The following is a 25,344-nucleotide window of genomic DNA, read 5'->3' on the forward strand; positions in this document are numbered from 1 at the left end:
AGATGCTCGGACCGCGGCGGTTCGTACCGACGAACCCCCGCCGAAGGCACAGAAGCCCTCGGCAGGTAACACAATACCATCGCCGGGCGCGGAGTACACGCCGAGCCCGCACGGATGCCCGGGGTCTCGGCCGCTGTCAGGGGGTGTCGAGGGGAGCGGGCCGCGCCGCGCGGGGAGCGCGCAGGCCTCGGAGTCGCGCGACCAGGATCGTGGCGCGGCTGAGCTCCACGCCGAGAGCGGCGAGGACGACCAGCGCGGCGACCCAGTACAGCTCGACCACGTTCCCCACCTCGCCGGCGTCGGCATAGGCGGTGGTGCTCGACGGTGCGGCGGGGAGGGTCGGGGCGGCGTCCGCCTCCCGGTGCTCGTACCCGACGCCGAGCTGCCCGGCGATCGTCTCGAGGTTCCCCTCGTCGATGACGGAGAGGGCGTCCGCTCCCTGGTACTGGATGTACTCGGAGCCGTTCTGGTCGAGCCCGCCCGTCGTGACGCGCATGGGACCACCCTCCGTCGTGCCGTACCCGAAGACGGCACCCGCGTCGGTGTAGCGTGCGCTGTCGGCGAAGGACTCCGGGGTGGACCCCGTGGTCTGCTCGCCGTCGCCGAAGTAGAAGACCATGCGCGAACGGTCCGGCGACGACTCCGCCGCCGCGGCGAGGGTCTCGCTCAGCAGCGGAGCGGCCACGCCGATCGAGCTGCCGCGCGACTGGCTCGTGACCTCGGGGCGCAGCACGTCGAGTGAGCCGAGCAGGGCGGTGGTGTCGGTGGTCAGCGGGATCCGCAGCTGGGCTGCCGCATCCGAGGTGAGGAGGGCGAAGCGGGCGCCGGGGTACTCCTCTACGAGCGCGCGCACGTCGGCGCGCACACCGTCGAGGCGGGGAGAGCCGTCGTCCCAGTCCTCGGCCACGATGCTCGCGGTGGTGTCGACGACGAGCACGATGTCGGTGTCGGTCGCCAGGGTCTGCGTGGAGCCTCCGGGCAGCCCCGGCCGCAGCAGCATCACGGCGCAGGCGAGCACCATCACGAGGCGCAGCGCCCAGAGGGACCGATGTACGGCGAGAGCACGTCGGTCGGTCACGACCTCGCCCCCGGCCCGCGGAGCGCGGACGAGCATCCAGACGGCCACGCCGGCGACGCCGGCGCACAGCAGCAGGATGAGGAGTACAGGGAGCACGGGCTGGAAGATCACAGGCGCACCCTCCAGACCAGCACGACGAAGCCGAGCGCGAGGACCGACAGGACGGCGATCCACAGGTTCGGGGTGTCCGTCCAGACCACCTGCGCCTCGCCGCGCAGCGCCGTGGCCTCCTGTTTCTGGACCTCGTCGATGATGTCCCCGACCGTCGTCGTGTCGCGGAGCCCGTACGCGGCGCCTCCCGTGGCCTCGGCGGCGGCGGCCAGCTCGGCGCTGACGTCGGCGTCCTTGCCCTCGACCGGATTGATCGCGAACACCCGCACGTCCTTCGAGGCCGCATACGCCGCGGCCTCGTCGAGCGGCACGATCGAGGCGCCGTTGATCTCGTTGTCCGTCGCGAAGATCACCGATCGCGACCGGTCGTCGTCCGGGTGATCGAAGCCCATGGTGCAGGCCGCGAGTCCGTCGCCGATGAGGGAGGCGCCGTCGCCGTTCAGGGTGCCCAGCCAGTGCTCCGGGATCTCGTCCACGTAGTCGAAGCTCGACATCATGCTCGCCAGGTGTTCGCGGATGAAGTCGTAGTCGTCGGTGAGGGGGAAGATCTGCACGGGGGAGCTGTTGAAGATCGTCAGGCCGATGCGCTCGCCCTCGAAGCCGTCGAGCAGCTCGTCGAACACCGAGAGCACCTCGACGTCGACCTCCGACATCGAACCCGACACGTCCAGGCAGAGCATGATGTCGCGGCTCGTGTCGACGGGTTGGATCGTCTGGGCGGACATCGGACGCGCGGCCACGACGCCGGCCGCCAGCGCGGCAACCGCCCCGAGGGCGAGCACGCCGGTCAGAGCGACGGCGCGACGGGACAGCGCCTGGCGGAAGGACGGCAGCGCTCGCAGCCGCTCCGCCCTGGCCACGCGAGCGGTATCCGCCGCGCGCCGGTCCCGATGACGGCGCAGGCCGACCGCGAGGCCGATCGCCACCGCGACGATGACGACCGCCGCAGCCAGGACCAGCATCCAGACGTTCGCTAGTGCCACGCGCGCACCACCGTCCTGGCGGCTTCGGCGCCGGCGACCGGATCGATGGCGGGTCCCTGCCGGAAGATGCTCGGATAGTAGTGGCGGCCCATCGCGTCGATGAGCGCCGGGTGCACGCCGCGGGAGACGAGATCGTCGAGGGCGAGCACCGGCGCTTCCAGGCCGCTGTACTCATTGACGAACGTGCGCACGACGCGGCTCAGCTCCAGGTTCGCCTGCCGCGCGGAGAGACGGCGGTCCCGGTAGTCGTGCTCGACGCGGTCGATGCGGTCGAGGTACTCCGAGCGCAGAGCGGACAGCACGTCGAGCGTGGACGGCTGACCGGCATCCGAGGACGCTCCGGAGGCGGCGGTGCGGGGGCGCGTGAGCCGGAACAGCAGCCACGCACCGACGATCAGCAGGGCCAGGATGCCGAGGGCGAGCAGCATCCATCCCCACCCGTACTGCGTGGGCGGGTAGAGCTCGTCAGAACCGGGCATCGGACCTCCGGTTCAACAGGTGCAGCAGCTGCGGAACAGCGTCGTCCTGACCGTCGAGCGCGGCGTGACTGATCTCCATCCGCGTGAGCAGATCGGCGAGCCGGGCGGCGTCGGCCGCCCGCTGCGCACGGAGCTCGTTCACGATCGTGCGGTCGCCCTGGAGGAAATCGGGGACCTCCCAGAGACTGTCGACGTCGGCGCGCAGCCGGGCGGAACGGTGGTCGAGCACCGGTTCGGCGTCGCGCAGGGTGAGCCAGAGCACGTCGTGCTGCACGCGCAGGCGGCGCAGCAGGCGCTCTGTCTCGGTGGTGACGGGGGCCTCGTCGGTGAGCACGACGACGATCATGCGCCGGGCGATCGTCCGCGTGACGAAGGACAGCAGGGCGTCCCGATCGCTGGGGGCCGCCGCGTCGTCGACCGCGCGGTCGATCGTCCGCAGCGCGTGTTCGAGGGCCCCTTCGCTGCGCCCCGGCGCCAGCCGGCGGACGCGGGAGGCGTCGCCGTAGACGACCGTGAAGTCGTCGCCGTGCCGGAGTGTCAGCACCCCGAGTGCTCCGGTCGCCAGGATCGCCAGGTCCTTCTTCGAGCGCTCGTCCGCGGCGAGAGCGGTCATCGAGCGTCCCGTGTCGACGACGAACATCACCGTGTGCATACGCGTGGCCCGTGACCGCTTGACCAACGGCATGCCGAGGCGGGCCGTCGCGCGCCAGTCGATGTCGCGCACCTGGTCGCCGTACTCGTAGTTGCGCAGGTCCTCGAAGTCGAGGCTCCGCCCGTGCAGCAACGACGCGTAGGCGCCGTCGAGCGCGTGCAGCGACTTGCGGTTCGAGTGGATGAAGAGCTTGCTCTTCACCTGCGTGATGAGGCTGGGCATCGGGCGCGGGATCCCTGGACGTGTCGACGGGTCAGGGGGTGGGCACGGCGGCGAAGATCTGGTCGATGATCTCCTCGCTGCGGATGCCCTCGGCGTCGGCCTCGAACGTCAGCAGCACGCGGTGTCGCAGCACGAGGTGGCGCAGGGCGCGGATGTCCTCGGGGAGGACGTGGGTCCGGCCGCTGAGGAGGGCGAGGGCGCGGGAGGCCTGGAGGAAGGCGATGCTGGCCCGAGGACTCGCGCCGTACTTGATGAAGCGGGCGCGCTCGTCCCCGATGTACGGCGCGGGATTCCGGGTCACATACGCGATCGACACGATGTAGTTGCGGATCGCGGGGTCGACGTAGATGCGGCTCGCGACGTCCTGCAGCAGGTGCACGTCGTCCAGCGTGACGGCGCTGTGCACGTGCCGGTCGGGGTCGAGCACGCCCGAGTCGATGCGGCTGAGGATCTCGAACTCCTCCGCCGGGCTCGGGTACTCCACGATCTCCTTGAGGAGGAACCGGTCCATCTGCGCCTCGGGCAGCTCGTAGGTGCCCTCCTGCTCGATGGGGTTCTGCGTCGCGATCACGAGGAACGGCTTCGGCAGCGGGTGGATCTCGCCGCCGATGGTGGTCTGGTGCTCCTGCATCGCCTCGAGCATGGCGCTCTGGGTCTTGGCGCTGGAGCGGTTGATCTCGTCGAGCAGCACGAAGTTCGCGTGCACGGGGCCGAGCACCGTCCGGAAACTGCCCGTCGCGGCGTCGTAGATCTGGTTGCCCGTGATGTCGCTCGGCAGGAGGTCGGGCGTGCACTGGATGCGCTTGAACTTCGCCTTCACGGTGTCGGCGAGCGTGCTGGCGGCGGTGGTCTTGGCGAGGCCGGGCACGCTCTCCAGGAGGATGTGGCCGCCGGCGATGAGCGCCACGAGCAGGCTGGTGCGCAGACGTTCCTGGCCCACCATCTTGGCGGAGTAGGCGTCGGAGATCGTCTGCAGCACGGCACCGGCGCGCGCCATCTCGGCGTCGGTCGGAGCGGCGGCGGGGGCCGCGGCGGCGATCGGCGCGCCGGACGCGGGGGGCGGCGGGGGCGCGGAGATCGTCGGCGGGGTCTGCGCGTCGGCGTCGGTCATCGGTCTTCGTCTCCCTCGGTCACACGCGGGCCCGCACGGCGCGCCCCTCCGCCGACCAGCGTAATCGCATCCGCGCGGACCGACCTCGACCCGCGCGGGCGGCGCGCTCAGCGCGAGCGCCGCCCGCGCATGCGCGTGATGAGCACCCCGAGCAGGCACAGCGCGCCACCCACGAACATGAGCGGGGTGGACACCTCCCCGAGGATCAGCCACGACAGGACGATCGCGAGGGCCGGGACCACGTATGTCGTCGCGGAGGTCTTCCCCGCGGTGCTGCGCTGCAGCACGTACGCCCAGGTGGTGAAGGCGATGGCGGTGGGGAAGATGCCGAGGTAGACCACCCACAGCGTCGCGTCGAGGGGCGCCGTCTGCACGTCGGCGATCAACGCGCCGAGCCAGGGAAGCAGGGCGATCGTGCCGGCGGCCGCACCGAGCCAGGTCAGCGTGGTGGCGTCGACCCCCGAGGTGAGCAGGTGTTTCTGCAGCAGGGTGCACCCCGCGTACATGACCGCGGCGAGAAGGGCCAGCAGGAGGCCCGTGAGGTCGGGGCCGGTGCTGCTGGTGGAGTTCATGCCGATGAGGACCACCCCGAGGAAGGCGATGGGGGCGCCGATCACGAGGGGGCGGGGGAATCCCTCCCGGAGGAAGAGACCGCTGAAGACGACGACCATGAGCGGCGCCAGGTTGACGACCATCGCGGCGGTCCCGGCGTCGAGGGTCCGTTCGGCGCTGTTGAGGGCCAGGTTGTAGACGCAGAACCATCCGACACCCCACGCGGCGATCAGCAGCCAGTGGCGGCGCTCCGGGAGCCGGATGCCGTGCCGCAGCGCGATGATCGTCAGCACGAGGGTGCCCACGGCCATGCGCAGCAGCGCCAAGGCCCCGGGGTCGTAGTGCGGCCCCGCGCCCCGGATCCCGATGAAGGCCGAGGCCCAGAGCACCACCGTCACCGCGGCCGCGAGCAGGACCAGGGCGCCGCGCGATCGCGCCGGCGAGCCCTGCGGGTCGAGCCGCTCCGATGCCCTGATGTCCTGTCGCACCGTCCGATCCTGGCACCGGCCGCCGACATCGGCGATGCGCGGAAGCGACAGCCGTCGTCGCATTCCCGCCAGCGTCGCCGCGGGGCGCTGCTAACGTCGAAGAGCAGCCACTGTCCGGGCAGGTCGAGCGTTCCGCTCCCACCGGGGAAGAACTGTCCTCCTCTCCCGGATACGGCTGCGCCCGATACATGACGGAAGAGTTTGAGGACGATACGTGACGAACAGTGAACGAGTAGCGATCATCGGCGCCGGCCCCTCGGGGATGGCGCAGCTGCGGGCCTTCGAGTCCGCGGCCCGCGCGGGGGCGGAGATCCCCGAACTGGTCTGCTTCGAGAAGCAGGCCGACTGGGGCGGCCAGTGGAACTACACCTGGCGCACCGGGCTGGACGAGTACGGCGAGCCCGTGCACTCCAGCATGTACCGCAACCTGTGGTCGAACGGCCCGAAGGAGGCCCTGGAGTTCGCCGACTACACCTTCGACGAGCACTTCGGACGGCCGATCTCGTCGTACCCGCCGCGTCCGGTGCTGTGGGACTACATCGCCGGGCGTCTCGCGAAGACGCAGGTGCGCGACCTCATCCGCTTCGAGACCGCGGTGCGCTGGGTGGAGTTCGACGAGGACCGTGAGGTTTTCCGTCTCACCAGCGAGCACCTGCCGACCGGACGCACGACCACGGAGGAGTTCGACCGGGTCGTCGTGGCCAGCGGGCACTTCTCCTTCCCGAACGTGCCGCACTTCGACGGCATCGAGACCTTCCCCGGATCCGTCGCCCACGCGCACGACTTCCGGGGCGCGGAGGCCCTCGCCGGGCGGGACGTGCTCGTGATCGGGTCGAGCTACTCGGCGGAGGACATCGGCAGCCAGGCCTTCAAGATGGGCGCCCGCTCGGTCACCGCGAGCTACCGGACCGCGCCGATGGGCTACGACTGGCCGGAGGGCTTCGAGGAGCGTCCGTGCGTCGAGCGCTTCGAGGGCCGCACCGTGCACTTCGCCGACGGCACCTCGAAGGAGGTCGACGCGGTCATCCTCTGCACCGGCTACCTGCACAAGTACCCGTTCCTGCCCGCGGAGCTCGCCCTGTCTTCGCCGAACAACGTCTACCCCGACGGGCTGTACCGGGGCGTGCTCTGGCAGGGCAATCCACGCCTGGCCTACCTCGGCGCGCAGGACCAGTGGTTCACGTTCAACATGTTCGACGCGCAGGCGTGGTTCGTGCGCGACGTCATCCTCGGCCGGATCGCCCTGCCCGACGAGGGCGAGCGCGCCGCGTCCATCGCCGCGTGGCGGAAGCGGTTCGCGGAGATCGACTCGGCGGCGACGGAGATCCGCTTCCAGGCCGACTACATCCGCGACCTGCTGGAGTGCACCGACTATCCGGCGTTCGACCTCGATCGCGTCGTGGAGATCTTCCTCGCCTGGAAACACGACAAGAAGGCCGACATCATGGGCTACCGCGACCGCGTGTACCCCTCGGTCATGACCGGGACGCTCGCCGCCGCACACCACACCCCGTGGCTGGACGAGCTCGACGACTCCCTCGAGCGCTACCTCGAGGCCGACGCGCTCCTCGTCTGATCGCCGACCCACCCCCTTCCGGCCGTCCCACCCCTTTTCGTACGTTCGCAAGGGGGTGGGGCGCACGGGAAGGGGTGGGTCACAGCCGGGCCCGACGCCGCCCGATCCCCACGACGAGCGCGGCAGCGGCGAGGATGATCGCGGCGATGAGGAGGACCCAGAGCGCGACGCCGCCGTAGCCGCCGTTCAGCGCGGGATCGAGGAAGGGGTAGGGGTACCACCACGGGATCCCGGTCGCGGGTGCGGTCACGAGGTTCGCGCGGAGCAGCGTGTAGATCACCCACACGATGGGGAAGATCGCGGCGATCCCCACAGCGCCCCAGCCGAGTGCGCGACGACGCGGCGCGAACAGCACGTCGGCGAGCAGGACGAGCGGGATGACGACGTGCAGCACCTCGTTCGACCAGGCGACCGTGGCCCCCTGCGGCAGCGCGATCCCGCGGAGGAGCGTGTTGTAGACGACGCCCGTGACGATCATGTAGGTGCTCGCGCACACGAGGAGTGTCGCCAGCCACGTCGGCTCGACTCTCGCGTCGCGGTGCGTCAGCGCCCAGATCCCGCCGACGGCCAGCACCACCGCGGCCAGCACGTTGGAGAGGATCGTGAAGAAGCTGAAGAAGTTTGCGAACACGGTGGGCAGGTGCGCGCCCCACGCGGTGTCCGCGGCGAGGGCGATCTCCAGCGTGCGCACGAGCTGCGCCACGATCGCCGCCACCGCGAGCGCCGCCGCCGCGAGTCGGATGTAGGGCCACCACCGCGTCATCGCCACCTCCGTCGACACTGTAGCGGGATGGGAACCGCGCCCTCCCGGCACGATGCGGGATTAAAACCGTGCTTCCGACAGCCGGATCAGGAGCATATTCCGTCCCGTATCGAGCTTCCCGGGGGCTGTCGGAGGCCTGCCGATAGGATGGGAGCGCCCGAAGAGGGCCAGCTCATCGGCCGGTGCAAACCCGGCGAAAGCCAAGGGGTTACCCATGCCAGGAATCGTTATCGTCGGCGTGCAGTGGGGCGACGAAGGAAAGGGCAAGGCCACCGATCTGCTCGGTGAGCGCACCGACTGGGTGGTGAAGTTCAACGGCGGCAACAACGCCGGGCACACCGTCGTCGTGGGCGACGAGAAGTACGCCCTGCACCTGCTGCCCTCCGGCATCCTGTCGCCCGGCGTGAACCCGGTCATCGGCAACGGCGTGGTCATCGACCTCGAGGTGCTCTTCTCCGAGCTGGAGGCCCTGTCCGCCCGCGGCATCGACGTCTCGCGGCTCAAGGTCAGCGCGAACGCGCACATCATCACCCAGTACCACCGCACGCTCGACAAGGTCACCGAGCGCTTCCTCGGCAAGCGCAACATCGGCACCACGGGCCGCGGCATCGGTCCGGCCTACGCGGACAAGATCAACCGGGTCGGCATCCGCGTGCAGGACCTCTTCGACGAGAACATCCTGCGCCAGAAGGTCGAGGGCGCCCTCGACCAGAAGAACCACCTCCTGGTGAAGGTCTTCAACCGCCGCGCCGTCACCTGCGACGAGATCGTCGACGACCTGCTCTCCTACGCCGAGCGTCTGCGTCCGATGGTCGCCGACACCGGCTACCTCATCGACCAGGCCCTGAGCCGTGGCGAGGTCGTCGTGTTCGAGGGCGGTCAGGCCACGATGCTCGACATCGACCACGGTACCTACCCGTTCGTCACCTCGTCCTCGGCCACGGCCGGCGGCGCCTCGACCGGCTCCGGGGTCGGCCCCGGCGCCCTCGACCGCATCGTCGGCATCGTCAAGGCCTACACGACCCGCGTCGGCTCCGGTCCGTTCCCGACCGAGCTGTTCGACGAGCAGGGCGACTGGCTGCGCAAGCAGGGCTTCGAGTTCGGCACCACGACCGGGCGTCCCCGCCGCGTGGGCTGGTACGACGCTCCCATCACCCGGTACGCCACGCGCATCAACGGCATCACCGACCTCGTGCTCACCAAGCTCGACATCCTCACGGGCCTGGAGCAGATCCCGGTGTGCGTCGCCTACGACGTGGACGGGGAGCGGTTCGACGAGGTGCCGGTGAACCAGACCGACTTCCACCACGCGAAGCCGATCCTGGAGTACTTCCCGGGCTGGAGCGAGGACATCTCGACCGCGCGCACCTTCGAGGACCTTCCGCAGACGGCGCAGGACTACGTGCTCGCGCTGGAGGAGATGAGCAACACCCGCATCTCGGTGATCGGCGTCGGTCCGGAGCGCGATCAGGTGATCGTGCGCCACGACCTGCTCGACTGACCGGCATGACGCGGTTCTGGCTCGGGGGCTACGGCCCGGCGATGGAGGGCTCCGCCGAGGGGATCGGCGTGCTGGCAGGCGACGAGGGCCGTGAGGCCGCGACGCTCGCCTACCGCGGACCCGTGACGCAGACGCCGTCGCCGTCGTGGCTCGCGGCGCATCCGTCCCTCGATGTCGTGTACGCGGCGTTGGAGGGCGATGCCGCCGTGCAGGCGTTCGCGCGCACCCGGGAGCTGGCGCTGACGCCGCTCGGCGATCCGGTGGCGACGGGGGACGGCGTCTGTCATCTCGCGGTGTCGCCGAACGGCCGGACGCTCGTCGCCAGTTGCTACGGCGACGGACGGGTCGTCCGGTTCGCACTCACCGCCGATGGTCGTCTCGTGCCGGCGAAGGAGGATGCGGCCGCGGCCCTGCGTGCCGCCCTGTTCGGCGACGGTGATCCGGAGGCGGCCCCGGCCACGCCCGCCGGGGACGGCATCGCCGCGGTCGACCCGTACGGCGACGCGGGCCGCGCATCTCACGCGCACGCCGCCGCCTTCCTGCCGGACGGCCGTGTGGCGACGACCGACCTCGGCTTCGATCTCGTCCGGTTCTGGCGCCTGCAGGGCCCCGGGCTCGTCCTCGACCAGGAGGTCGTGCTTCCGCGCGGCACCGGTCCGCGCCACATGGTCGTGCATCCGAGCGGTCACCTGCATGTCGTGACCGAGTACTCCTGCGAGGTCTTCACGCTCGCCGCCGCCGCCGACGGCACCTGGGGCGTCGTCTCCTCGGCTCCGGCCAGCCCCATCGCGCAAGTCGGCGCGGACTTCCCCGCCGAGCTCACCCGCTCCAAGGACGGTCAGTTCCTCTACACCGCCCTCCGTGGCAGCAACACCATCGCGGCTCTGCGGGTGCGCGGCAGCGGCGAGGCCCTGGAGCCGGTCGCGCTCGCCGACTCCGGAGTCGACTGGCCGCGACACCACCTCGTCTACCAGGGCAAGCTCCTCGTCGCCGGTCAGCGCTCCGACACCGTCACGCTGCTCGACCTCGATGAGCGGACGGGAGCGCCGCTCGGAGTCCGGCACGAGGCGCAGGCTCCCGCGCCGACAAGCATCCTCCCGCTGTGCTGACTCCCTGCCGGACCCGCGTCCATCCGGGACTTGACCTCAACCATTCTTGAGGTTCTAGCGTCGTCCTCATGACGACCGAGACCGGGCGCACCGCGCCGTCCACGCCCGCCCCGTCCCGCATCCTCGGCGGCGAGTACGTCTGGATCACGATCGGCGCGTGCGCCCTCGTGTTCCTCGGCGCCTTCGAATCGCTGGCGGTCACCACGGTGATGCCGGCGGTCAGCGCCGACCTCGACTGCGAGCGGTTGTACGCGCTCGCCTTCGCCGGACCGCTCGCGACGAGCGTGATCGGCATGGTGGTCGCCGGCAACTGGTCCGATCGGCGGGGTCCCGTGGTGCCGCTGTACGCCTCCGTCGCCCTGTTCACCGTGGGGCTGCTCGTCGCGGGGCTCGCGCCGACCATGGAGGTCCTCGTCGCGGGCCGTTTCGCGCAGGGGCTCGGCAACGGCGGACTCATGGTGGCTCTCTACGTCGTGGTCGCCCGGGTGTACCCGACGTCCCTGCATCCGGCGATCTTCGCGGGGTTCGCCGCCGCGTGGGTCGTCCCCTCGCTGATCGGTCCGACGATCGCGGGTGCGGTCACGGAGGTGTGGAGCTGGCACTGGGTGTTCCTCGGGGTCGTGGTGCTCGTCGTGCTCGCGCTGCTGATGGTCGTCCCGGCCCTGCGCGGCCTCGCGCGCAGCGGAGACGCCGCCACGCCGTGGGCTCTCGGGCGGCTGGGGTGGTCGGTGCTCGCCGCCTCCGCCGTGCTCGCCCTCGACCTCGTCGGAGAGGTCCCGGTCGCCGGTCCGTTCCTGTCGGCGGCCGCGGTGGTGGTCGCGATCGCGGCGGTGCGCCCACTCGTTCCCCGGGGCGCGCTCGTCGCCCGCCGGGGCCTGCCGTCGGTGATCCTGGTGCGCGGTCTGGGGGCGGCGGCGTTCTTCGGGGCGCAGATCTACCTGCCGTACCTGCTCACCGACCGGTACCTGCTGTCGCCGACCCTCGCCGGGCTCGCGCTGACCGGGGGTGCGCTCGCCTGGTCGGCGGCGGCGACCGTCCAGGGGCGGATGGGCGAGCGCCTGTCGAGCGTGACCGCGGTGCGGGTGGGGACGGTCCTCGTGGTCATCGGGATCGCCCTGATCCTGGTGATCACGGTCACGCAGGCCACCCCGCTGCTCGCCGCCCTCGCCTGGGTCGTCGCGGGTGCGGGCATGGGGTTGATGAGCCCGCGATCCAGCGCGCTCGTCCTCGCGATGTCCTCCCCGGCGGAGCAGGGGTTCAACAGCGGTGCGATGACCGTGGCCGACTCCTTCGGAAGCGCGCTCGCCCTCGCCGTCACGGGCTCGCTCTTCGTCGCGCTCGGGGCCGTTGCCGGAGTGGATGCGTTCGCGGGAGTGTTCGCGCTCGCCGCGGTGATCGGTGCGGCGGCGGCCGTCCTCGCCCCGCGGACGAGGAGTGTGGAGCCCGCTGGGGAGTGATTTGCGCGGGCTGTGCGGGCACCCCTACCCTGGTGAACGGTGTTCAGGTGAACACCGTTCAGGAAGGAACACCCGATGGCATCCACCTCCCGCGACACCTCCGCGACCCTCGGCCGCGTCGCTGTCTTCGCCGCGCTCATCATCGTGCTCGGCACGGTCGTCGTCCCGCTGCCCGGTGGGGTGCCCATCACCGGACAGACGCTCGCCGTCATGCTGGCCGGTCTCGTCCTCGGCCCCCGGGTCGCGCCGTGGTCCGTCGCCCTCGTCCTCGTGCTCGCGGCGGTCGGCCTTCCCGTCCTCGCGGGCGGACGCGGAGGTCTCGGGGTCTTCGTCGGCCCCACGGCCGGGTACCTGCTCGGCTGGATCGTGGGCGTCGTCGTCATCGGACTCCTGATGCGCACCGGTCGCCCGACCTGGTGGCGTGCCGCGCTCGCGGCCTTCGTCGGCGGTGTGCTCGTCGTCTACGCCTTCGGCATCCCCGTCCAGGCTCTCGTCACCGGCGTGCCGCTCGACCTCACGGCGCTCTCGACCCTGGCCTTCCTCCCGGGCGACCTCATCAAGGTGACCGCGGCGACCCTCATCGTCGTGGCCCTCCGTCGCGCCTACCCCCGGGCCTTCGCCGACCGTCGTCCCGTCCCGTCCGTCGTCGCCTGACCCTCGGACCGCCCCTGCCCGTCCCGTCGACTCCGGTCGTCCATGTTCCAGATGCACGACCGCGGCACGTCTGCCGGCGGATCGTCTCGTCCCTCTCGTGCGGCCGTCCCCAGGTCGTGCATCCGGAACGTCGCATCCGGACCCGGATCCGAAACCGAAACCCGACGTCGGGAAGGACGGGCATATCGGCGGACGGGAACAACTCACCCGTGACTCGACGTTCCTCATGAGCGAGACTGGGCCACGGACCGCCGCGGCCACGAGAGGGGCGAGCATGACTGCTGCCGAGAAGACCGACGAATACGACCTCATCGTGCTGGGCGGTGGTCCGGTCGGGGAGAACGTGGCGGACCGTGCCGTGCAGGGTGGTCTCACCGCGATCATCGTGGAGAGCGAGCTCGTCGGCGGGGAGTGCTCGTACTGGGCGTGCATGCCGTCGAAGGCGCTGCTCCGGTCGGCCCAGGCGCTCCGTGCCGCGCAGCACGTCTCCGGCGCCGCGCAGGCCGTGACCGGCTCGCTCGACGTGCGCGCGGTGTTCGAGCGTCGCGACTCCTTCACGAGCAACTGGTCCGACGACGGACAGGTGAAGTGGCTGGAATCCGCTCACATCGACCTCGCCCGGGGTCACGGCCGGCTGACCGGGGAGCGCGAGGTCACGGTGACCGACCAGGACGGCGGCACCCGGGTGCTGCGCGCGCGTCACGCGGTCGCCATCAGCACCGGTTCGGATGCGATCATCCCGCCGATCGAGGGCCTGCGGGAGGCGTCGCCCTGGACAAGCCGCGAGGCGACCAGCGCCGAGGAGCTGCCCGACAGTCTTGCGGTCATCGGCGGCGGCGTGGTCGCGGTCGAGATGGCCACCGCGTACGCGGCGCTCGGCTCGTCGGTGACACTGCTCGCCCGCAGCGGGCTGCTGGGCGGAATGGAGCCCTTCGCCGGAGAGCGCGTGGCCGACGGCCTACGTGAGCTCGGCGTCGACGTCCGCACCGACACCGGCACGACGGCGGTGCACCGCGACGGGGACCGGGTGACCATCACCCTCGACAACGGGGAGACGGTGACCGCGGCGGAGGTGCTCGTCGCGACCGGACGCTCTCCTCGCAGCGCCGACATCGGGCTCGACGCGGTCGGACTCGAGCCGGGTCGCTGGATCGCGACGGACGACACCCTCCGCGTCCCCGGGCACGACTGGCTCTACGCCGTCGGCGACGTCAACGGCCGCGTGCTGCTGACCCACCAGGGCAAGTACCAGGCGCGTGCCGCGGGCGACGTCATCGTCGCGCGGGCGCAGGGCGACGCGGTGGACGACGCGCCCTGGGGCCGTCACGTCGCCACGGCCGACCACGCCGCGGTGCCCCAGGTCACCTTCTCGATCCCGGAGGTCGGGTCCGTCGGACTCACCGAGGCGGCGGCGAAGGATGCCGGGACCGCCGTCCGCGTCGTCGACTACGACCTCAGCTGGGTGGCGGGCGCGAGCCTCTATGAGGACGGCTTCGCCGGGCAGGCGCGCCTGGTCGTCGACACCGACCGGGACGTCGTGATCGGTGCGACGTTCGTCGGTCCCGAGGTCGCCGAGCTCGTGCAGGCCGCGACCATCGCGATCGTCGGCGAGGTCCCGATCGCCCGACTCTGGCACGCCGTCCCCTCCTACCCCACGATCAGCGAGATCTGGCTGCGGCTCCTGGAGGGCTACGGCCGCGACTCCGCCTGATCCGGGCAATCCGATTCCAGACGCGTGACGAACAGAACGCGCATTGTGTCCCAGATTGACGACCCCGCGCGCAACCCGGTGCCGGATGTCGCACCCGTCTTATACGCTCGTACCCACATCCGAGGAGGCAGGACCATGAAGGCTGTACTCGCAGGAAACGTCATCGCCGAGGCCGACCAGGACGACCTCATCCGCATCGAGGGGAATTGGTACTTCCCGCCGGCAGCCGTCGCGCCGGACGCGCTCGTCGAGAGTCCCACCCCGTACACGTGTCCGTGGAAGGGCGAGTGCCAGTACTACTCCGTCCAGGTCGACGGAGAGCTGCACAAGGATCTCGCGTGGTCGTACCCGCACCCGTACCCGTCGGCGTTCGACCGGGTCGGCAAGGACTTCTCCGGCTACGTCGCCTTCGCCCCGGGCGTCGAGGTCTCGGCCTAGTCCGCCACGACGAACGACCGCACGTCCGCACGACCGTCGGAGAGACACCCTCATGATCGAGTTCCGTAACGTCACGAAACGCTTCCCCGACGGGACGCTCGCCGTCGACGACTTCAGCCTCGTGCTGCCCTCCCGCAAGACCACCGTGTTCGTCGGCTCGTCCGGCTGCGGCAAGACCACCCTGCTGCGGATGATCAACCGCATGGTGGAGCCGACGTCGGGGGAGGTCGAGATCGACGGGGAGAGCGTGCTGTCTGGCGACCCGGTCGCGCTGCGCCGGCGCATCGGCTACGTCATGCAGAACTCCGGGCTCATGCCGCACTTCACCGTGATCGACAACGTGGCCACCGTGCTGCGGCTGAACGGGGTGAAGCGCAAGGAGGCGCATGAGCGGGCCCGTGAGCTGCTCACGACGGTCGGCCTCGACCAGGCGCTGGCCGAGCGGTACCCGAGCCAGTTGTCCGGCGGCCAGCAGCAGCGCGTCGGGGTGGCCCGCGGGCTCGCCGCCGACCCGAACATCCTCCTCATGGACGAGCCGTTCGGTGCGGTCGACCCCATCGTCCGCGCCGACCTCCAGCAGGAGACCCTGCGACTACAGCACGAGCTCGACAAGACGGTCGTGTTCGTCACGCACGACATCGACGAGGCCTTCCTCCTCGGCGACCAGGTCGTCATCCTCGACAAGGGCGCCCGGATCGTGCAGGTGGGCAGTCCGAGCGAGATCATCGAGAACCCGGCCGACGACTTCGTCTCCTCGTTCATCGGAGCCGACCGCGGCCGCCGGGCGCTGCACCTCAAGCAGACCGCGCGCGGGACCGTGGTCGTCGACTCGGAGGGCCGCACGCAGGGAGCGATCGTCGATGCGCCGGAGGGCGTGGTCGACGGAGCCGACGCGCTGAAGGCGGCCCCGTGAACTGGGTCGGCGACAACCTCGGGCTGATCCTCGATCTGACCGCAGCTCACCTGCGCCAGAGCGTCATCCCGATCGTGCTCGGGTTCGTCCTCTCTCTTCCTCTCGGCTGGGTGGCATGGCGCTATCGGCTGGTGCGGGGACCGATCATCGCGCTGACCGGTCTGCTCTACACGATCCCGTCGCTCGCGCTGCTGATCCTCCTTCCCGCGGTGCTCGGCTACTCCGCGATCAACGAACCGAACCTCATCGTCGCCCTCACGATCTATGCGATCGCGATCCTCGTCCGGGCCGTCGCCGACGGCCTGGACTCGGTCGACGACGACGTGCGACAGGCGGCGACCGCGACGGGCTTCGCCGCCTTCCGACGGTTCTGGGCAGTGGAGTTCCCGCTCGCCGGACCGGTCATCCTCGCCGGGCTCCGTGTCACCGCGGTCAGCACGATCTCGCTGGCGACGGTCGGTGTGCTGATCGGCGTGCGAAACCTCGGCTATCTCTTCACCGACGGCCTCCAGCGCCGCATCATCGAGGAGGTGTTCGCGGGCGTCGTCGCCGTCGTCGTGATCGCTCTGATCGTCGATCTTCTTCTCGTGCTGGCCGGGCGCGCGCTGATGCCGTGGACGCGCACGGCGACGAAGACGGCGACCAAGGCCGCCGTGAGCCGGACGGCGGCGATGGGATCGGCCGCATGAATCTTTTCACCGATGCCTTCATCTGGCTTTTCTCACCCGACCGCTGGACAGGCCCGTACGCGCTGCCGGTGCTGTTCGGTCAGCACATCTTCTACACGGTGATCTCGGTCGCGATCGCGGCGGTCATCGCCGTCCCGCTCGGGTGGCTCATCGGGCACACAGGCCGCGGACGCGAGGTCGCCGTAGCGATTTCCGGTGCCGCACGCGCCATCCCGTCGTTCGGTCTCCTCATCCTCCTGGTGCTGCTGCTCGGGGTGCTCCGCACACCGGTCGCCGCCGTCATCACGTTCGTCCTCCTGGCGATCCCCTCGCTCCTCGCAGGCGCCTACACCGGGCTGGAGGCGATCGACCGCCGAGTCCTCGATGCCGCCCGAGCCATGGGAATGACAGAGTGGCAGGTGTTCTGGAAGGTCGAGGTGCCGCTCGGTCTCTCGCTGCTCATCGGCGGGCTCCGCTCGGCGCTGCTGCAGGTCATCGCCACCGTCACCATCGCGGCCTACGTGAACCTGGGCGGCTTGGGATGGCCGATCATCCAAGGTCTCCCCCTCCGCCGCTTCGATCAGGTGCTCGGCGGCGCGATCCTCGTCGCGGTGCTGGCGCTCCTCGTCGACCTCCTGCTCGCTCTCGCTCAGCACGCCGCAGTGCCCCGCGGCGTGCGCACGCGTCCGCAAAGACGCCGAACTCGGTCGACCGCTCGCGCGGTCGCGACCGCCTGACCCACAGCATCGTCCCCCAGAGAAGAGGAAGTCCCATGTTCACCGCACGCACATCTCGTTTCGCCCTTGCCGGCGGCGTCGCTCTCACCGCCGCGCTCGTGCTGGCCGGATGCTCCAGCAGCAATCCCCTCGACACCCCGACCGAGGAGTCCGGCTCGGGCGGCAGCGAGACCATCGTCATCGGCTCCCAGGCGTACTACTCCAACGAGATCATCGCCGAGATCTACTCCCAGGCACTCACCGCCGCCGGGTTCGACGTCGAGGAGAAGTTCAGCATCGGCCAGCGCGACGCCTACATGCCGGACGTCGAGTCTGGGGCGATCGACCTGTTCCCGGAGTACACGGGCAACCTGCTCGAGTACCTGGACAAGGATGCGACGGCCACCAGCCCGGACGACGTCTACGCCGCCCTGAAGGACGCGCTCCCGGACGGCCTCACCGCGCTCGACTACGCGGAGGCATCCGACCAGGACACCTACACGGTGCTCAAGAGCTTCGCCGAGGAGAACGACCTCACCTCGATCGCCGACCTCGCAAACGTCACCACCCCGGTCACGATCGGCGCGGCGCCCGAGTTCGAGCAGCGTCCGTACGGCCCTGCTGCGGCCAAGGAGGTCTACGGCGTCGACCTGGCGTTCTCGGCCACCGGTCCCACGACGCTGGAGTCGCTGCTCGCCGGCGAGATCCAGGTGGCGGACATCTACTCCGCCGACCCGGCATTCCAGACCGAGGACATCGTGGCGCTGGAAGACCCGGAGAACATCATCCTCGCCTCCAACGTCGTCCCCATCGCGTCCAGCGACGTGGCCGACGAGATCGCCGACGTGATCAACGGCATCAGCGCCAAGCTGACCGCCGAAGAGCTCGTCGCCCTCAACGTGCAGAGCACGGTCGACCAGAAGTCGGCGGAGGACATCGCGAAGCAGTGGCTCACGGACAACGACCTCATCTGAGTCGTCTCCCCGCGAAGCGCCCGGCCCTCAGGGGTCGGGCGCTTCGTCGTCCCCGCCTGCCGGTGTGCACAGCTTCGGAGATCTCGCCAGACACGCCGTGGAGGACCCCCGGCTGACGGTGTGTCGCCCCGGGTCTCCGAAGTTGTGCCCGGGGGTGAGGCCCGGGGTCAGGTGCGGGAGTCCTGCTTCGGCACGACCACCTGCTTGACGATGATGAGGATCGAGGCGGTGACGGGAACGGCCACGAGGGCGCCGAGCAGGCCGAGGAGCGTGCCGCCGGCGAGGGCGCCGATGACGACGAGCGAGCCCGGCACGGCCACCGCCTTGTTCATGACCCGGGGGGTGAGCACGTATGCCTCGATCTGCATGTAGACGAGGTAGACGGCGGCGAAGATCAGCGCGGCGATCGGGTTCGTGAACAGCGCGAGGACGGTGCCGATCATCCAGAACAGCACCGAGCCGACGAGCGGGATGAGCGTGACGCAGAAGGCGATCGCGGCCATGAGCGGCGGGAACGGCAGGCCCAGCACGGTGTAGAGGATGAGGGCGAGGGTCGCGTTGCAGAAGGCCAGGACGACCATCCCCATCACGTAGCCGCCCACCGAGTCGGTGATCTGCTGGGAGATGTCGCCGGCGCGGTCGCGGTCGCGGGCCGGGACCAGACGCAGCAGACCCTGGCGCATGGCCGGCAGGGTCGCGAGGAAGTACAGCGTCAGCACGAGCACCACGATCGCGCCCGAGATCCCACTCGCGATGGACGCGCCCACCTGGAGCGCGCCGCCGCCGATCGTGGCGAGGTTCCCGAAGTCCGAGAGGAACTTCTGCACCTCCGAGACGAGGTCCTGGAACTGGTCGCCGAACTGGTTGTTGAGGGTCGCGTAGAGGTCGGACTTCGTGAAGTCCTGGATCATGCCGGGGACCGACTTCACGAACCCGGCGATCTGATCGACGACGATGGGCACGATCATCCACAGGACGAGGGCGACGACGACGATGAGAGCGAGGATCGTCACCACGACGGAGAGCGCGCGGGAGATGCCGCGGCGTTCGAGGAAGCGGACGGCCGGGTCGAGGCCGAGCGCGGCGAACAGGGCGAGGGCGATGTAGATGAGGACGGTGGAGAGGCTGTAGAGCGCGCTGCCGATCACGATCGCCCCGAGACCGCCGAGGGTCACGAGGAACCCGAAGACGAACGGCCGATCGATCCGCGTCCAGAACGAGCGGCTCGGCGTGGTCGGCTCGATCACCACGGGGACGGACGGCTTCGCGACGGCGTCGGGCGCCTCCACCGCGGCACCGACGAGCGCGGCGTCGACTGGGGCGGGGACGGAGTCCGGGGCGGGGCCGCGCTGGCCGGCGTGCGGAGCGGAGGCCGGCGACTGGTCGTTGCTCATGAGCACACGATAGCGGTGCCCCTCGTCGGAAGCCGGGTGATCTGCGGCTCTAGAGTAGGGGCATGACTGCCGCTGAGGATCCGAAGGCCGAACTGCTCCGGCTGCGTGCGAGCATCGACAACATCGACGCGGCCCTGATCTTCCTGCTCGCGGAGCGGTTCCGCGCCACGCAGCAGGTGGGCCACCTCAAGGCCGAGCATGAGATGCCGGCGTCCGACCCGAACCGCGAGGAGCAGCAGGTCGCCCGGCTCCGCGCGCTCGCGGAGGATGCCCACCTCGACCCGGAGTTCGCGGAGAAGTGGTTCAACTTCGTCGTGGCCGAGGTCATCCGCCACCACACCGAGGCCGCGGAGGGGCGCTGAGCCCGCGCGTCAGGCCCCGCGTGCGGCGAGCAGTCGATCCCGCACCTCTCGCCGCAGCACCTTGCCGATGAGCGACCGGGGGAGGTCGTCGACGGCGGTGATCCGGCGCGGCACCTTGTAGGCGGTCAGCCGCGTGCGGCAGAAGTCGCGGAGGCCCTCCATGTCGTCGGCGGCACCCTTCCGGAGGACCACGGCGGCTGCGACCTCTTCGCCGCCGCTCGACCGGGGAAGCCCGACGACGGCGGCCGCCACGACATCCGGGTGCGCTTCGAGCGCGTTCTCGACTTCGCTGGGTGAGACGTTGAAGCCGCCGGTGATGATGAGCTCCTTCCGGCGGTCGACGATGGTGACGAACCCGTCGGCGGAGACCTCGGCGATGTCTCCAGTGCGGAGCCAGCCGTCCGGCAACAAGGCCTCGGCTGTCTCTCCGGGACGACCCCAGTAGCCCTGGAACACCTGCGGACCGCGCAGCAGCAGCTCGCCGGGCTCGCCCGTGGGCACCTCGACATCGGGGTCGTCGGGGTCGACGATGCGGATCTCGGTGCTCGGGAACGGGACGCCGACGGTGCCGGGCCGCCGGGTCGGGCCCATCGGGTTGCCGAGGGCGACGGGGGAGGCCTCGGTCATCCCGTACCCCTCCACGAGCAGTCCCCCGGTCGCCTCCTCCCAGCGCCGCACCGTCTCGACGGGAAGGCTCATGGCTCCGGAGATCGCGAACCGCACCGTGGAGAGGTCCACCGTGCCGCGTCCGGCCGCGCGGGCCAGCTGATCGTAGATCGGCGGGACGGCGGGGAGGAAGGTCGGCGGGCTCGTGCGGGCGGCATCGGTCACGAGTCCGAGGTCGAACGTCGGGAACAGCACCACCTTCGCCCCGATGCTCAGGGCGAACGTGAGGCACAGGGTGAGTCCGTAGGCGTGGAAGAGCGGGAGCACGGCGTAGAAGGTCTCTTCGCCGTCGCGGAGCCCGGGCACCCAGGCCCGCCCCTGCATCGCGTTGGCCCGCAGGTTCGCATGGGTGAGGATCGCCCCCTTGGGTATCCCGGTCGTCCCGCTCGTGTACTGCAGGACGGCGGTGTCGCCCAGCGACGGCCCAGGGGTGCGGCGGGGGAGCCGGCGGTGCGACACGAGCTTCTTCCACGGCGTCAGGTGCCGCGCGCGTGGCGTGCCGGTCAGCTTCGCCCGCGATGCCCGGGCCTTCGGGACCGGGAGTCGCAGCAGGAGGCGCTTCGACAGGGGCATCGCCGCCGTGAGGTCGACGCTCACGATGTGGCCGACCCGGAGGTCGTCGGGGAACCCCGCGACGGTGTCGGCGACCTTGTCCCACACGATCGCGACGCGGGCCCCGTGGTCCTCGAACTGGTGGCGCAGCTCCCGCGCGGTGTAGAGCGGGTTGTGCTCGACGACGATCGCCCCGAGACGCAGGACCGCGTAGAACGCCACGACGTGCTGCGGGCAGTTCGGCAGCACCAGTGCCACCCGGTCGCCCTTCGTGACCCCGAGATGGCGGAGTCCTTCCGCGGCGCGGTCGATCTGCTCGCCGAGCTCCCGGTAGGTCGTGACGGCGCCGAAGAACTCGAGGGCGGGGCGGCGCGCATACCGCCGGATGCCGCCGGCCAGCATCTGCGGCAGGGTCTGCGTCGGCTCGTCGATATCGGCCGGCACGCCCTCGGCATAGGAGCGGAGCCAGGGACGGGAAGACAGCGGCGCGTCGGTCATGCCCTCATCCTCCGTCACGGACCTGTGCTCCGCCTCCCCCTTGCGCTCCCGCCCGTCCGGCGTGCAGTCACTCGTCTGCGAGGATGCCCATGACGATGGCGTCGACCCACTCGCCGTCCCAGCGCAGCGCCTCCCGACGCCGGCCCTCGACGACGAAGCCCGCCTTCTCGTAGGCGCGCTGCGCCCGCGGGTTGAACGCGTACACCTCGAGCTCCACCCGGTGCAGTCCCACGGTGTCGAAGGCGTGACGGATGACCGCGCGCGTCGCCTCCGTCCCGTATCCCGCGCCGAACCACTGCGGCCCCGCGAGGGCGATGCGGAACCCTGCGGAGAGGTTCTCCTCGTCCAGATCGCTGAGGACCACCTCGCCGATGTGCGCGCCGTCTTCGCGACGGAGGATCGCCCAATCCGCCCGGTCGTCCCGGTCGGCGAGCGACCGGAGCCAGGTCTCGACGCCCTCCCGGGTGAAGCGCGCGTGGGTGCCGGTCAACCGCAGCACCTCGGGCTCCTGCAGGGCCGCCCAGGTGCCGTCGAGATGCTCGGGTCCGAGCGGCACGAGGTCCAGCCGCTCGGTCGCCAGGGCGGGGACGGGAGTGAGGGAGAGCGCCATCAGACGGTGAGCACCCGCCCCGTGACGATCCCCTCGACCGCGCGCACGTACGCCTGGCCGACCTCGTCGTCGGTGACGGGCCGGTGGCCGGGGAAGGTCGAGAAGTACCCGGGGGAGTTCGCCAGCACGTCGGGGGAGACCGCGTTGATGCGGATCCCCCGCGGGGCCTCGGCCGCCGCCGTGATCACGAACGACTCCAGGGCGCCGTTGGCCATCGCCGCCGCCGCTCCCGTCGCGATCGGCTCCCGCGCGAGCACGCCGCTGGTGAGGGTGACGGAGCCGCCGTCGGTCACGTGGTGGAGGGCGACCCGTACGACGTCGAGCTGCGCGAGGGTCTTCCCGGTGAAGGCGGCCAGATAGTCGTCGCGGTCGAGGTCGGCGAGCGGCTTGAAGGGCACCGAGCCCACCGCGACCACGACGGCGTCGACGGGGCCGACCCGCTCGAAGAGGCTGCGGATGGAGGCCGGATCGGTCACGTCCACGCTCTGCTCGCCGGAGCGGGAGGCGCGCACGACCTCGTGTCCGCGGACGTCGAGGGTGGCGGCGACGACTCCGCCGATGCTGCCGGTTGCGCCGATCACGAGTGCCTTCATGCGGATTCCTCCCAGGACGGATCGAGACGACGGACGGCCGCCTCGCGGGATCGAGTCTCCCATCCCTCCCCGGCCGGGAGGGAGCGGATGACGGGCGCGTCCGTCAGCGCGGGCTGAACTCGGCGGCCACCACGCGGGTCGCCGCGCCCAGGAGGACGGCGTCGTCGAGCGCGCTCGGCACCACGCTCGGTCCGAGGGAGGGGTGCGAGGCGGCACGGACCGCGGCGGCCGTCGCGTCCACGAACTCCGGGGAGACGATCCCGTCCGGACCGCTCAGGACGATCGTGGGAAGGTCGACGGCGGCGGCGATGACCGAGAGCGACGTGCCGAGCCGGGCGCCGGCGGCGGCGAGCACCGTCGCGTGGTCCGCGCCTGGGGTCTGCAGGCGCCGGGCGATCGCGGGAGCCGCGGCCCACGCATGGACGCAGCCTTCGCGCCCGCACAGGCAGACCTCGCCCGGATCGCCGCCCGCACCGACGTGCGCGAGCTCGCGGGCTCCGATGGAGCGCTCCACAGGGGCGCCGTCGTCGCCGACGACGCGGATCGCGGTGCCGATGCGGGTGCCGATGCGGACGAGGAGGAAGTCGGTGCCGACGGAACCGAACCGCTGCTCGGCGTCGGCCACGAGATCGGCGTCGTCGAAGAGCCGCACGGGGGCGTCGAGGATCTCCGCGAGTCGCGGTCCGAGACCGAGCAGCGCGGAGGAGCCGGTGGGCACGCCGATGCCGATGCCGAGCGCGGGACCGTCGGCGAGGGCCCGCAGCTCGGCGACGAGACCGGCGATTGTCCCGGCGACGTCCGGGGTGCGCGGCCGGTGGAGGCGGTGCGTGATGCGGCCGTCGGGTGAGGCCAGCGCGCCGACGATGTCGTCGGGCGCGGAGAGGTCGAGCGCAATGACCTGGACCGCGCGCTGGTCGAACTCGAGCATCACGGCGGGCTTTCCCGGCCGGGACTCCTGGCTCGGGCCGCTCTCCCGGATCACGCCGTCGGCGAGCAGGTCGCGCACGACCTCGGAGACGGTGGGGCGGGCGAGGCCGGTGAGGCGGGACAGATCCGCGCGACTCAGGGCCGCCTGCTCCATGAGCGTGCGGAGGACGAGGGCGCGATTGCGCTCCCGGATGCCGCGGGCGTGACCGTTGCCCGGTGTCTGCGCGGCTCGTGCCCGATCGGCGGGGCGCTCTAGGATCTGGGGGTAGCGCACGATGCTCCTCCCGATCGACGCTCGGGCTGACTAAGTTCAATGAATAAACTAACGGACCGAGCGTACGGAGCGGTACGCGCGCTGTCAATCGACGCCACCTCGGCCCCGAGAAGGAACTCGCAGATGTTCACCCACGACGACGCGCTGGACACCCAGGCGGCGGTTCGGCGAGCGAATCTGCGACGGGCGCTGCAGCTGGTCTTCCAGGCCTCTGGTTCCCAGACCCGCGCCGGCATCGCGCGGACGACGGGCCTCACGGCGGCGACCGCGTCGTCCCTCGTCGCGGAACTCATCGAGCACCGGCTCATCGCCGAAGGTGAGCAGGCGGTGAGCACGGGGGGCAAGCGCGCGACCACACTCAGCATCGACGCGGAGCACCATCTGATCCTCGTGCTCGTCGTCCAGCCGACCAGTGCGTACCTCGCGCTCGTCGCCCTCGACGGCTCCGAGGTCGAACGACGCAGCATCTCCTACACGATGCAGACCCGGGACCGGGTCCTCGACGAGACGGTCGCGGATGTCGTCGCCGCATACGGGTCGCGGCTGCTCGCGGTCGGTGTGCAGGTCCCGGGGACGACCGACGGGCGCACGGTCCTGGAGAGCGTGCAGCTGGAGTGGCACGAGGTGCCGCTGGCGGAGCGCTTCGAGAGCATCGCGGGCGTCCCGGTCCTCCTCGTCAACGACGTCGATGCCGAGGCCATCGCGGAGGCCGGACTCGACTCCGCCCCCTCGGGCTACCGGCTGTTCATCCACAGCGGCGGAGGCATCGGCGCCGCGGTCACCCTCGACGGGGAGCTCGCGCCAGGCCCCCGAGACCGTGCCGGGGAGATCGGTCATGTGCAGGTGGTGTTTGGCGACGCCGCCCGCCCGTGCCGCTGCGGGCGTCGCGGCTGCCTGGAGTCGGCGGCTGCGATGGGACCGATGCTCGGAGAGGAGTTCTCGGATGCCCTGGACGCCTCGGCGGTCCGTGCCCTCGTCGCCCGGGCGGATCAGACCCTGATCGACGACGGCGCGCGGGCACTGGCCCGGGCCATCAAGCTCATCGGGGCGCTGCTCGATCCGATCGAGATCGTCATCGGCGGCCCCGCGACCGAGCTCGGCCCCCGGTTCCTGGAACGGGTCCGCGCTGAGAGCGGCTACCCCGCGCGCGGCACCGCCGACGTGCCGATCCGGTATGCCGACCCGCGCGTGGCCCCCTCCGCCGGTCCCGCGCAGGCTGCGCTCACCGCGGTCCTCGGCGTGCGATGGAGCCCGGAGCAGCTCCGCGCCGGCGGCCGCCGTTCCTGATTCCGCCCCCTGACCTCTCCCCTCG

General features: G+C 70.9%; 25 protein-coding genes. 13 read left to right on the forward strand and 12 right to left on the reverse strand.

Annotated features, from left to right (window positions below; genetic code table 11):
* Positions 1–136: 136 nt before the first annotated feature.
* The 6 genes from WFJ36_RS07170 to WFJ36_RS07195 form a co-directional block, all read right to left on the reverse strand.
* Positions 137–1,189, reverse strand: a complete 1,053-nt coding sequence (locus WFJ36_RS07170; RefSeq protein WP_336642995.1) for a VWA domain-containing protein — start codon at positions 1,187–1,189, stop codon at positions 137–139.
* Positions 1,186–2,172 (reverse strand): VWA domain-containing protein, encoded by a 987-nt coding sequence (locus WFJ36_RS07175; RefSeq protein WP_336642996.1) that lies wholly within the window; start codon positions 2,170–2,172, stop codon positions 1,186–1,188. Before WFJ36_RS07175 ends, WFJ36_RS07170 begins: the two co-directional genes overlap by 4 nt.
* Entirely contained in the window at positions 2,163–2,651 is a 489-nt protein-coding gene (locus WFJ36_RS07180; protein ID WP_336642997.1) for a hypothetical protein, read from the reverse strand. The genes WFJ36_RS07175 and WFJ36_RS07180 overlap by 10 nt, the downstream gene beginning before the upstream one ends.
* On the reverse strand, positions 2,638–3,525 hold the full coding sequence (locus tag WFJ36_RS07185; RefSeq protein ID WP_336642998.1) for a DUF58 domain-containing protein: 888 nt from the start codon (positions 3,523–3,525) through the stop codon (positions 2,638–2,640). Before WFJ36_RS07185 ends, WFJ36_RS07180 begins: the two co-directional genes overlap by 14 nt.
* A gap of 31 nt (positions 3,526–3,556) precedes the next feature.
* A complete protein-coding gene (locus WFJ36_RS07190; protein WP_177173784.1) occupies positions 3,557–4,636 on the reverse strand; it encodes an AAA family ATPase in 1,080 nt (359 codons plus the stop codon).
* Between the two features lie 107 nt (positions 4,637–4,743).
* On the reverse strand, positions 4,744–5,676 hold the full coding sequence (locus tag WFJ36_RS07195; RefSeq protein WP_292787676.1) for a DMT family transporter: 933 nt from the start codon (positions 5,674–5,676) through the stop codon (positions 4,744–4,746).
* Positions 5,677–5,890: 214 nt separating this feature from the next.
* Here WFJ36_RS07195 and WFJ36_RS07200 point away from each other — a divergent pair, with 214 nt between their 5' ends.
* Positions 5,891–7,252, forward strand: coding sequence for an NAD(P)-binding domain-containing protein (locus tag WFJ36_RS07200; RefSeq protein ID WP_085604283.1), 1,362 nt, complete (start codon positions 5,891–5,893; stop codon positions 7,250–7,252).
* A gap of 79 nt (positions 7,253–7,331) precedes the next feature.
* On the opposite strand, the gene WFJ36_RS07205 is transcribed toward WFJ36_RS07200, so the two are convergent.
* Positions 7,332–8,015, reverse strand: a complete 684-nt coding sequence (locus WFJ36_RS07205; RefSeq protein ID WP_336642999.1) for a Pr6Pr family membrane protein — start codon at positions 8,013–8,015, stop codon at positions 7,332–7,334.
* Positions 8,016–8,229: 214 nt separating this feature from the next.
* Between WFJ36_RS07205 and WFJ36_RS07210 the strand changes: the two genes are divergently transcribed.
* The 10 genes from WFJ36_RS07210 to WFJ36_RS07255 all read left to right on the forward strand — a co-directional run bounded on the left by WFJ36_RS07210 (position 8,230) and on the right by WFJ36_RS07255 (position 18,156).
* The gene (locus WFJ36_RS07210) at positions 8,230–9,516 is read left to right on the forward strand and encodes an adenylosuccinate synthase (protein ID WP_071327988.1); all 1,287 of its coding nucleotides are present in this window, start codon (positions 8,230–8,232) and stop codon (positions 9,514–9,516) included.
* A gap of 5 nt (positions 9,517–9,521) precedes the next feature.
* Entirely contained in the window at positions 9,522–10,625 is a 1,104-nt protein-coding gene (locus WFJ36_RS07215) for a lactonase family protein (RefSeq protein WP_336643000.1), read from the forward strand.
* Positions 10,626–10,693: 68 nt separating this feature from the next.
* Positions 10,694–12,082 (forward strand): MFS transporter, encoded by a 1,389-nt coding sequence (locus WFJ36_RS07220; RefSeq protein WP_336643001.1) that lies wholly within the window; start codon positions 10,694–10,696, stop codon positions 12,080–12,082.
* A gap of 75 nt (positions 12,083–12,157) precedes the next feature.
* Complete coding sequence (locus tag WFJ36_RS07225) at positions 12,158–12,736, forward strand: biotin transporter BioY (protein ID WP_071327985.1); 579 nt, start codon at positions 12,158–12,160, stop codon at positions 12,734–12,736.
* A gap of 274 nt (positions 12,737–13,010) precedes the next feature.
* Positions 13,011–14,447 (forward strand): dihydrolipoyl dehydrogenase family protein, encoded by a 1,437-nt coding sequence (locus tag WFJ36_RS07230; RefSeq protein ID WP_071327984.1) that lies wholly within the window; start codon positions 13,011–13,013, stop codon positions 14,445–14,447.
* Positions 14,448–14,582: 135 nt separating this feature from the next.
* Positions 14,583–14,885: a DUF427 domain-containing protein gene (locus WFJ36_RS07235; protein ID WP_136051454.1), complete on the forward strand. Its 303-nt coding sequence runs from the start codon at positions 14,583–14,585 to the stop codon at positions 14,883–14,885.
* Between the two features lie 52 nt (positions 14,886–14,937).
* On the forward strand, positions 14,938–15,798 hold the full coding sequence (locus tag WFJ36_RS07240; protein WP_071327982.1) for an ABC transporter ATP-binding protein: 861 nt from the start codon (positions 14,938–14,940) through the stop codon (positions 15,796–15,798).
* Positions 15,795–16,487: an ABC transporter permease gene (locus tag WFJ36_RS07245; RefSeq protein WP_071327981.1), complete on the forward strand. Its 693-nt coding sequence runs from the start codon at positions 15,795–15,797 to the stop codon at positions 16,485–16,487. Before WFJ36_RS07240 ends, WFJ36_RS07245 begins: the two co-directional genes overlap by 4 nt.
* Positions 16,484–17,203 (forward strand): ABC transporter permease, encoded by a 720-nt coding sequence (locus WFJ36_RS07250; protein ID WP_071328089.1) that lies wholly within the window; start codon positions 16,484–16,486, stop codon positions 17,201–17,203. The genes WFJ36_RS07245 and WFJ36_RS07250 overlap by 4 nt, the downstream gene beginning before the upstream one ends.
* A gap of 35 nt (positions 17,204–17,238) precedes the next feature.
* Positions 17,239–18,156, forward strand: a complete 918-nt coding sequence (locus WFJ36_RS07255; protein ID WP_292787693.1) for an ABC transporter substrate-binding protein — start codon at positions 17,239–17,241, stop codon at positions 18,154–18,156.
* Between the two features lie 167 nt (positions 18,157–18,323).
* On the opposite strand, the gene WFJ36_RS07260 is transcribed toward WFJ36_RS07255, so the two are convergent.
* Positions 18,324–19,550, reverse strand: coding sequence for an AI-2E family transporter (locus tag WFJ36_RS07260; protein ID WP_336643002.1), 1,227 nt, complete (start codon positions 19,548–19,550; stop codon positions 18,324–18,326).
* 62 nt (positions 19,551–19,612) lie between these two features.
* Here WFJ36_RS07260 and WFJ36_RS07265 point away from each other — a divergent pair, with 62 nt between their 5' ends.
* A complete protein-coding gene (locus tag WFJ36_RS07265) occupies positions 19,613–19,912 on the forward strand; it encodes a chorismate mutase (protein ID WP_071327978.1) in 300 nt (99 codons plus the stop codon).
* A gap of 9 nt (positions 19,913–19,921) precedes the next feature.
* Here the strand turns inward: WFJ36_RS07265 and WFJ36_RS07270 are convergent, their stop codons facing one another.
* The 4 genes from WFJ36_RS07270 to WFJ36_RS07285 form a co-directional block, all read right to left on the reverse strand.
* Positions 19,922–21,628: a long-chain-fatty-acid--CoA ligase gene (locus WFJ36_RS07270; RefSeq protein ID WP_071327977.1), complete on the reverse strand. Its 1,707-nt coding sequence runs from the start codon at positions 21,626–21,628 to the stop codon at positions 19,922–19,924.
* Positions 21,629–21,695: 67 nt separating this feature from the next.
* Complete coding sequence (locus WFJ36_RS07275) at positions 21,696–22,238, reverse strand: GNAT family N-acetyltransferase (RefSeq protein WP_292787699.1); 543 nt, start codon at positions 22,236–22,238, stop codon at positions 21,696–21,698.
* Positions 22,238–22,831, reverse strand: coding sequence for a short chain dehydrogenase (locus WFJ36_RS07280; RefSeq protein ID WP_336643003.1), 594 nt, complete (start codon positions 22,829–22,831; stop codon positions 22,238–22,240). The genes WFJ36_RS07275 and WFJ36_RS07280 overlap by 1 nt, the downstream gene beginning before the upstream one ends.
* A gap of 103 nt (positions 22,832–22,934) precedes the next feature.
* A complete protein-coding gene (locus WFJ36_RS07285; RefSeq protein ID WP_336643004.1) occupies positions 22,935–24,032 on the reverse strand; it encodes an ROK family transcriptional regulator in 1,098 nt (365 codons plus the stop codon).
* Between the two features lie 123 nt (positions 24,033–24,155).
* On the opposite strand from WFJ36_RS07285, the gene WFJ36_RS07290 reads away from it, so the two are divergent.
* Complete coding sequence (locus WFJ36_RS07290) at positions 24,156–25,319, forward strand: ROK family protein (protein WP_336643005.1); 1,164 nt, start codon at positions 24,156–24,158, stop codon at positions 25,317–25,319.
* Positions 25,320–25,344: the final 25 nt, after the last annotated feature.

Origin of the sequence: Microbacterium sp. MMO-113, assembly GCF_037148555.1 — a bacterium.
In the GTDB taxonomy this organism is placed as follows: Bacteria; Actinomycetota; Actinomycetes; order Actinomycetales; family Microbacteriaceae; genus Microbacterium.

Coding starts and splice junctions, on each gene's coding strand:
- WFJ36_RS07190 (WP_177173784.1), bottom strand. CDS start 4,636: ATGACCGACGCCGACGCGCAGACCCCGCCGACGATCTCCGCGCCCCCG.
- WFJ36_RS07270 (WP_071327977.1), bottom strand. CDS start 21,628: ATGACCGACGCGCCGCTGTCTTCCCGTCCCTGGCTCCGCTCCTATGCC.
- WFJ36_RS07255 (WP_292787693.1), top strand. CDS start 17,239: ATGTTCACCGCACGCACATCTCGTTTCGCCCTTGCCGGCGGCGTCGCT.
- WFJ36_RS07280 (WP_336643003.1), bottom strand. CDS start 22,831: ATGAAGGCACTCGTGATCGGCGCAACCGGCAGCATCGGCGGAGTCGTC.
- WFJ36_RS07215 (WP_336643000.1), top strand. CDS start 9,522: ATGACGCGGTTCTGGCTCGGGGGCTACGGCCCGGCGATGGAGGGCTCC.
- WFJ36_RS07220 (WP_336643001.1), top strand. CDS start 10,694: ATGACGACCGAGACCGGGCGCACCGCGCCGTCCACGCCCGCCCCGTCC.
- WFJ36_RS07240 (WP_071327982.1), top strand. CDS start 14,938: ATGATCGAGTTCCGTAACGTCACGAAACGCTTCCCCGACGGGACGCTC.
- WFJ36_RS07230 (WP_071327984.1), top strand. CDS start 13,011: ATGACTGCTGCCGAGAAGACCGACGAATACGACCTCATCGTGCTGGGC.
- WFJ36_RS07265 (WP_071327978.1), top strand. CDS start 19,613: ATGACTGCCGCTGAGGATCCGAAGGCCGAACTGCTCCGGCTGCGTGCG.
- WFJ36_RS07275 (WP_292787699.1), bottom strand. CDS start 22,238: ATGGCGCTCTCCCTCACTCCCGTCCCCGCCCTGGCGACCGAGCGGCTG.
- WFJ36_RS07290 (WP_336643005.1), top strand. CDS start 24,156: ATGTTCACCCACGACGACGCGCTGGACACCCAGGCGGCGGTTCGGCGA.
- WFJ36_RS07250 (WP_071328089.1), top strand. CDS start 16,484: ATGAATCTTTTCACCGATGCCTTCATCTGGCTTTTCTCACCCGACCGC.
- WFJ36_RS07180 (WP_336642997.1), bottom strand. CDS start 2,651: ATGCCCGGTTCTGACGAGCTCTACCCGCCCACGCAGTACGGGTGGGGA.
- WFJ36_RS07225 (WP_071327985.1), top strand. CDS start 12,158: ATGGCATCCACCTCCCGCGACACCTCCGCGACCCTCGGCCGCGTCGCT.
- WFJ36_RS07205 (WP_336642999.1), bottom strand. CDS start 8,015: ATGACGCGGTGGTGGCCCTACATCCGACTCGCGGCGGCGGCGCTCGCG.
- WFJ36_RS07235 (WP_136051454.1), top strand. CDS start 14,583: ATGAAGGCTGTACTCGCAGGAAACGTCATCGCCGAGGCCGACCAGGAC.
- WFJ36_RS07185 (WP_336642998.1), bottom strand. CDS start 3,525: ATGCCCAGCCTCATCACGCAGGTGAAGAGCAAGCTCTTCATCCACTCG.
- WFJ36_RS07260 (WP_336643002.1), bottom strand. CDS start 19,550: ATGAGCAACGACCAGTCGCCGGCCTCCGCTCCGCACGCCGGCCAGCGC.
- WFJ36_RS07210 (WP_071327988.1), top strand. CDS start 8,230: ATGCCAGGAATCGTTATCGTCGGCGTGCAGTGGGGCGACGAAGGAAAG.